We start from the raw sequence: 6000 nt of genomic DNA on the forward strand, positions 1-6000 counted from the left end.
TTAGACGCCTGCCGGGCGCGCCATATTTTTATTAAAATAATGCGGGTGTAGTGTAATTGTAAATCCTCGGCCTTCCAAGCTGATGTCGTGAGTTCGATTCTCATCACCCGCTCCAAGGGCCTATAGCTCAGCTGGTTAGAGCGCACGCCTGATAAGCGTGAGGTCGATGGTTCGAGTCCATTTAGGCCCATTATTTATTCCGAAGTAGCTCAGTTGGTAGTAGCACCTGACTGTTAATCAGGTTGTCGCAGGTTCGAGTCCTGCCTTCGGAGCCATTTTTTTTGTGGGGAAGTACTCAAGAGGCTGAAGAGGCGCCCCTGCTAAGGGTGTAGGTCGGGTAACCGGCGCGAGGGTTCAAATCCCTCCTTCTCCGCCATGGGCCCGTTGGTCAAGTGGTTAAGACACCGCCCTTTCACGGCGGTAACACGGGTTCGAATCCCGTACGGGTCATACAAAAAACAGTAGATGCATTTGCGTCTACTGTTTTTTGTATAGAAAACTAATGTAAGATAAACGATTTACTCTTGATTTATTGCATGTTCATCCATATAAACAACTTCCCAAATATGACCATCTAAATCTTGAAAACCCCAGCCATACATAAATCCATGATCTTGTGGATCACTATAAGGTTTACCCCCGGAGGCAAGTGCCTTATTTACTAGCTGATCTACTTGCTCCCGATTTTCTGCAGATAGACATAAAATTGCTTCCGCAGAAACAGAAGTATCCGGTATTTCCTTGTTACTAAATCCTTTGAAACGATCTTCGACCATTAGTAAAGCAAAAATATTTTCACTAATAATCATTGAGGAAGTCGTTTCATCACTGAATTGTTGATTGAATTCAAAACCTAACTCCTGAAAAAACGACGTGGATTTCTTTACATTTTTGACTGGTAAATTAATGAAAATATTTTTCGATTGAAAAGACATTTCTTATCACCTCCAAATCGACATTATCATAAAAAATAAATGGGTGTCAATTTCAGAAGATAACCCGGATACTATGAGCAAATGAAAAGCAGAAATATTGTTTTTACAACATCTCTGCTTTAAAATCATAATTCATCTTCTTGCTAACATTCTTTCCAGAGAACTAAGAGCTTCAGTGCTAGTATGACCATCAACTTGAATACGGTTATGTGGTTGACCTTGTTCAATACTTTCTAAGCACCATAGTAAATGGGGTAGATCAATGCGATTCATCGTTAGGCAAGGACAAAAGTTTTCATTTAAAGAGATGATCTGTTTATCTGGATGCTGCTTTATAATACGATTGACCAGATTCATTTCTGTCCCTATTGCCCATGCAGATCCACTAGGTGCTTGATTAATTGTATCAATAATGTACTTAGTTGAGCCAGCATCATCAGCCTCGTCTACAACCTCACGACTACATTCAGGGTGAACAATAATTCTCATGGCTGGAAATCCCTTACGAACGGCCTCTGTATGTTGAACTGTAAATCCTTCATGGACAGAGCAATGACCCTTCCACAGAATAACTTGGATGTTCTCAAGAGGCTGTTTAGTTTCAATTATATTCTTATGTGGATTCCAAACGGCCATATTTTCGAGTGGAACACCTAAGTCATAAGCAGTATTTCTGCCTAAATGTTGGTCAGGTAAAAAGAAGATACGCTGTTTTTGTGTAAATGCCCACTGAACAAGCTCTTTCGCATTAGAGGATGTTACACATGCACCACCATGTCTTCCTGTAAAGGCTTTAATAGCAGCTGTTGAATTAACATAGGTGAGTGGAATGATCGTATCACCAAAGAGCTGCTGTAAAATGGGCCATGCTTGTTCAGTTTGATAGATATCAGCCATGTCAGCCATCGAGCAACCTGCACGCATATCTGGTAAATACACATGCTGCTGTTTTGATGTTAGCATATCAGCAGTTTCAGCCATAAAATGCACTCCACAAAATACGATGTGCTCCGCCTCTTTGTTTGCGGCAGATAATTGAGCTAGCTGTAAGGAATCTCCCGTTGCATCAGCAAATTGAATAACTTCATCTTTTTGATAGTGATGGCCCGGAATAAAAAGCTTGGATCCTAATTTTTTTTTGATTGATAAAATACGAGATTCCATTTCCATTACGGATAATGCCCGATAATGCTCAGGAAGTAACGTCGTCTGCTGTAATAAACTAGTGATGGACAATGGAATAGCCTCCTTTCATTTGTACGAGAGCGCTAATGTCAAAGGCTTTGGCTGAGTGGGTTAGAGAACCAAGTGAAATCCACTGTATACCTGTTTGAGCATAAGCTCTTATATTTTCAAGAGTTATGCCTCCTGACGCTTCAGTCGTTATAGAAGAAGGAACAGCAGGCAGCCATGCACGTATTTCTTCAGGACTTCTATTATCAAACATTATAATATCTGCTCCAGCTAAAATGGCTTCATCTAGTTGTTTTTTTGTTTCTATTTCCACTTCAATTTTAACGGTATGACCAACTTTCTCTCTAGCAGCCTGAATGGCGTTTGTAATGCTACCAGCAAAAGCAATATGATTATCCTTTAGCATGATTGCATCATATAAACCATTGCGATGGTTAAAAGCACCACCGATTCGAACAGCATATTTATCAAGCATACGCAAGCCAGGAATCGTTTTACGGGTATCGCATATTTTTGTGTTCGTTCCTGCAATTTCCTGTACTGCTAGGTGAGCCGCCGTAGCTATTGCAGACATCCGTTGTATAAGATTTAAAATTACGCGTTCTCCCATTAATAATTTTTGTAAGGGGCCATCTATAATGGCAATGACGTCGCCAACCTCTACGGCTTCCCCATCTTTTTTAGGAAGGTTTACTTTTATAGACCGATCTAATAAGTGAAAACCATGCTCAATAATAGGTGCGCCACAAAAAATGCCACTTTCTTTGGCATAAAAAGAAAAAGTTCCTTGCTTTTTAGGAGAAAAAATATATTCACTCGATAAATCCCCATCACCTATATCCTCATTAAAAAATTGCTTGAGCATTTCCTCGAGTTTGATGATATTCATACAATGAATTCCTCACTTTCATTTGTCCTTGCGAAAAAATAATCCATCGGTTTGCCCACTGTGCTTCCATTGCGGGTTTATCGCTACGAATGTGGGCTCCACGTGTTTCAGTCCTTGTAAAGGCCGCATGGGTTATTAATGTAGCGACAACATGCATCATATATAGTTCCAGCTCAGTCTGTTGCAAACCCTTTAAATTTGCATGGAGAAGTGCTTGTATAGAGGGTAATTGCTGAAGGGAATATTGCAAGTCGTCACCGTTTCTAACGATACCTAAGTACTGCATCATATGTTGCTGTAATTGTTGTTTGCTAAATAATGAAGGCATTGAATCGACATTTTTATCGTTAGCAAGTAAGAAATCTTTTTGGCTACAGCCTTGTTGAATAATGAAATGTGCCGTTTTTTGACCAAAAGTAATTCCTTCTAATAGGGAGTTACTAGCTAAACGATTAGCTCCGTGGACCCCTGTACAAGCCACTTCGCCGATAGCATACAAGTTGGCTATAGTGGTTCTTCCTTTATCATCAGCGATAATACCGCCCATTAAAAAATGACTACCTGGTGAAACAGGAATCAGGCCATCTTGTAAGTCAACATGGTTGTTACGGCAAAGCTGTGTGATTGATGGAAATTTAACATCAAAATTTTGGATGGAGGATATATCAAGGAATGTTTCCTCACCAGCAGCCCGTTTCTTAAATAGTGTGAGTGCTGTAATATGTCTTGGCGCTAAGTCAAGTTGTGCATGAATGCCCTTCATAATTGGACGACGTTGGGCATCGACAAAGATACCGCCAGCTCCTCGTACTGCTTCAGAAATCAACCCTTTTGCCTCGTTTTCACACCAAAGCAGACTTGGATGAAACTGCATAAATTCCATATCACTGATTGCAGCTCCAGCTCGAAAGGCTAAAGCAATTCCATCACCAGTATTTGTTGGATAATTAGATGTACTTGAATAAAGTGATCCTGCACCACCTGTCGCTAAAATAACATGATGGGCAAAATAGCGTTTAGTGCCTTCGCTTCCTTTTGTAAGTACACCTACACAGTCACCATTAGTATTTAGTAAAAGTTCATAGGCCATTTCATAGCAATTTACCTTTGTATTAGGTGAAAGTTTATGAAGCAAGTAATCTATGAAAATTTGACCAGTACGATCACCACCTGCATGAAGAATACGATGATGGCTATGTGCCCCCTCCAGACCTAGAGCAGGTGCTCCATTGCTATGTCGATCAATAGGGAAACCAGCTTTAAGGTAGCTACGCATTATTTTTGCGCCTTCCTCTATGAGCGTTTGGACATGTCTACTTTCATGATGAAACTCTCCGGCCTTCAATGTATCCGCAACATGGCAATCAATATGATCCTCCTCACTTGTCACGGCGGCAATACCACCCTGTGCACGATAGGAACTACTCGTAAGGACGGATGATTTGGTAACTATTTGTATTTTAAAATGTTTTTCGAGTAGTAGAGCTGCCTGAAGTGCTGCAATACCACTGCCAATTATAAGGACGTCTGTCTTTACATCCATAGTTATACCTTCTTTACAGTTGTCTTTACACCTATCTTTACATAAAATAAAAAAGAAAACAAGACCTGTTGAACGAGAGAGGAAGAATACGATGATCTACATGGATTACGCAGCAACATCACCAATGACGAAGAAAGCGCTTGAAGCATATGTAGAGGTGGCGCAGCGTTATTATGGAAATAACGCAAGTCTACACGATTTAGGGGGACAAGCTCATTATTTTATCCAGCAGTCAAGAGAGATTATAGCCAATGAACTCGGCGTCAATAGTGATGGCGTTATCTTTACTGGAAGTGGAACGGAAGGAAATATTATAGCCATTTTGTCATTAGCATTAGCCTCTAAAAAAGGAAAACATATTATTTCATCACAAGCTGAGCATACGTCTGTACATGCAGCTTTGAATACATTGGAGAAAATGGGTTTTGAAGTGACAAAATTACCGTTGCAAAAAGATGGCTGTATTGATTCAGAACAACTACTAAATGCCATTCGAAAAGATACAGCATTAATCTCTATTCAACATGTAAATTCAGAAATTGGCTCTATTCAACCTGTGGAAAAAATAATCGAAGCAGCAAAAGAATCCGTTGTTTACTGTCATATAGATTGTGTACAATCCTTTGGAAAATTAACTATACCAAAAGGGGGAGACGCTCTGACAATTTCCGCACATAAAATAGGAGGACCTAAAGGATGTGGTGCTATTTATATAAACCCTGCAATCCGTGTTCCAGCACTAACACCAGGCGTAACTCATGAAAGAGGATTAAGAGGGGGGACTTTAGATACACCTTCAATTGTTTCCTTTGCGGTAGCGGTTGAAAATAATAATTATGAAAGACAGCATTACGAGAAATTAAGAAGTTATTTTAAAAGTCGTCTACCTAAAACAGGTCAACTAATAGAGTGTAAGCAGCAATTGCCGAATATTTGTGGTGTCATGATGAGTAAAGTGGAGGGACAATATGTATTATTAAAATTAAACGAGGCAGGGATCAGTATATCAACAGGAAGTGCGTGTGATATTCATAGCGAATCCGGAACAAAAGCCATTTTATCTATGAATTATTCACAGGAAGCGGCACGCCAATTCTTTAGAATATCTTTCGGAGATTCAACAACATTTAAAGAAATTGATAGATTGACTATGGAACTTGCTACTATTTAGTAGCAAGTTTTAAGCAAGATATAAGCTGAAAATATATAGATAAAAAATAATTGTTTTCTTTTGAAACAACTATTGATATAATATTTTGCAGGGCAATATTTTCTCTTACTTAACAAAAATATCTCTTAAAAGTAATAATTTCTTTTTTTTATAAAAAAGTATTGCACAATATGAGAAAACGTTATACAATAATTCTTGTCTTGAAGGACAGGTAAATAACTTCAAAACAAGATACATAATAAAGCAGTCTAGTGATGATGGCAAAGAG

Annotated in this window: 5 protein-coding genes and 5 tRNA genes; 6 read left to right on the forward strand and 4 right to left on the reverse strand. The window is 39.1% G+C overall.

Going from position 1 to position 6000, the window contains the following annotated elements; translation table 11 throughout:
- Positions 1-41: 41 nt before the first annotated feature.
- The 5 genes from B3D94_RS11965 (at position 42) to B3D94_RS11985 (ending at position 450) form a co-directional block, all read left to right on the forward strand.
- A tRNA-Gly gene (locus B3D94_RS11965) sits at positions 42-115 on the forward strand.
- A gap of 1 nt (position 116) precedes the next feature.
- Positions 117-190, forward strand: a tRNA-Ile gene (locus B3D94_RS11970).
- An 8-nt stretch (positions 191-198) separates the two neighbouring features.
- Positions 199-275 (forward strand) — tRNA-Asn (locus tag B3D94_RS11975).
- A gap of 10 nt (positions 276-285) precedes the next feature.
- Positions 286-376, forward strand: a tRNA-Ser gene (locus B3D94_RS11980).
- A gap of 2 nt (positions 377-378) precedes the next feature.
- A tRNA-Glu gene (locus B3D94_RS11985) sits at positions 379-450 on the forward strand.
- A gap of 68 nt (positions 451-518) precedes the next feature.
- Here the strand turns inward: B3D94_RS11985 and B3D94_RS11990 are convergent.
- From B3D94_RS11990 to nadB, 4 genes are all read right to left on the reverse strand, one after another.
- The gene (locus tag B3D94_RS11990; protein ID WP_069482433.1) at positions 519-935 is read right to left on the reverse strand and encodes a VOC family protein; all 417 of its coding nucleotides are present in this window, start codon (positions 933-935) and stop codon (positions 519-521) included.
- A gap of 132 nt (positions 936-1067) precedes the next feature.
- Entirely contained in the window at positions 1068-2171 is a 1104-nt protein-coding gene (nadA, locus tag B3D94_RS11995) for a quinolinate synthase NadA (protein ID WP_291757363.1), read from the reverse strand.
- Entirely contained in the window at positions 2158-3018 is an 861-nt protein-coding gene (nadC, locus tag B3D94_RS12000; RefSeq protein WP_069482431.1) for a carboxylating nicotinate-nucleotide diphosphorylase, read from the reverse strand. The genes nadA and nadC overlap by 14 nt, the downstream gene beginning before the upstream one ends.
- Complete coding sequence (gene nadB, locus B3D94_RS12005; protein WP_069482430.1) at positions 2975-4561, reverse strand: L-aspartate oxidase; 1587 nt, start codon at positions 4559-4561, stop codon at positions 2975-2977. The genes nadC and nadB overlap by 44 nt, the downstream gene beginning before the upstream one ends.
- Positions 4562-4661: 100 nt before the next feature.
- Between nadB and B3D94_RS12010 the strand changes: the two genes are divergently transcribed.
- Complete coding sequence (locus B3D94_RS12010) at positions 4662-5732, forward strand: cysteine desulfurase family protein (protein WP_291757364.1); 1071 nt, start codon at positions 4662-4664, stop codon at positions 5730-5732.
- Positions 5733-6000 lie beyond the last annotated feature (268 nt).

The sequence above is a fragment of the Lysinibacillus sp. UBA5990 genome (assembly GCF_002429815.1).
GTDB lineage: Bacteria > Bacillota > Bacilli > Bacillales_A > Planococcaceae > Lysinibacillus > Lysinibacillus fusiformis.